Raw genomic sequence first — 1,077 nt, 5'->3', positions numbered from 1 at the left:
CGAACATCTAAAGGGCATGAATGGTGTCCTTTTTTGGTGTTCTTAAATGGTTATTACTAATAAATGGTATACAAAAATAAAGTTGATGGCAAAATACCTATCAACTTTATTTATCGTACAGCCTTATTACTTAAAGTTCATGAACACATCCCTTCCTATAATTTATTGAAATATAAGTATAATTAACTGATTCATATTTTGTTTCGGTTCTTAAAGGCCTTCCAAATTAAATATTACTCACATTTAATAGCTCCATTTGACAAGGGATTTTATTTCAAATCACTTGTTTTACCAGCCACCCCTTTCAATTTAATGCTTCTAAACTTTCTGGTGTTGATGAATAAATCAACGCCAGTTTTTTATTCTCTTTTAGATAAAAAAAGAACATCACTGTTCTCATGCTAAGATTTAAGCAATCAAACCGAATCAAACAGGAGTAAACATGATGTCCCAAAACAATTCTATACTATGTACATTAGATATAAAAGACGATATTATAAAAATTATTTCAGTAAAAGATGCCAAAATAAAAAAACGTGGCATTATAAAACGTATAAAAATTGTGAACGCAAAATTATCCTATACCTTACATAAGTGTCCTCAATGTGGAATAATTTCATTAGTTAAAAATGGTAAAAGAATTACTATTGCGAGACTAGCCAGTTTTAATGGTGTTGAATATCATTTAGTAATTAAGAAACAACGATTTTTATGTAGGAACTGTGGAAGCACCTGCGGTGCCCACAGTGACTTATTGATCAAAAATCATACAATGACTAAGCAAGTTAAACATAGAATCTTTTCTATGGCTAAAGAATCCTTTACTTTGTCATCCATGGCTAAGGTTATTGGTATTTCGGCTAGTACTGTAGGTAGGATTTTGTATGGTAATACGAAGATTCCACGTAGGTGTTCACATTTACCTGAAAATATTTGTTTCGATGAATTTGGCTCAGTAAAAAATCTTTTTACATTTATAGCTATTGATGCAGATACACATAGACTAGTTGAACTGATACATGACAGACTATCCAGAACAATAATTGAACACTTTATAAATCAGTATAGCTTGTCAGA

Annotated in this window: 1 protein-coding gene; it reads left to right on the top strand. The window is 30.6% G+C overall.

Going from position 1 to position 1,077, the window contains the following annotated elements; all coding sequences use genetic code 11:
• Positions 1-445: 445 nt before the first annotated feature.
• The coding region (locus tag FHL05_RS12395; RefSeq protein WP_162000313.1) for a transposase family protein at positions 446-1,077 on the top strand (632 nt) is incomplete at its 3' end.

Origin of the sequence: Companilactobacillus halodurans (assembly GCF_009600995.1) — a bacterium.
Lineage (GTDB): Bacteria > Bacillota > Bacilli > Lactobacillales > Lactobacillaceae > Companilactobacillus > Companilactobacillus halodurans.
The sequence above is the reverse complement of the archived record's forward strand: the minus strand, read 5'-3'. Positions and strand labels throughout refer to the sequence as shown.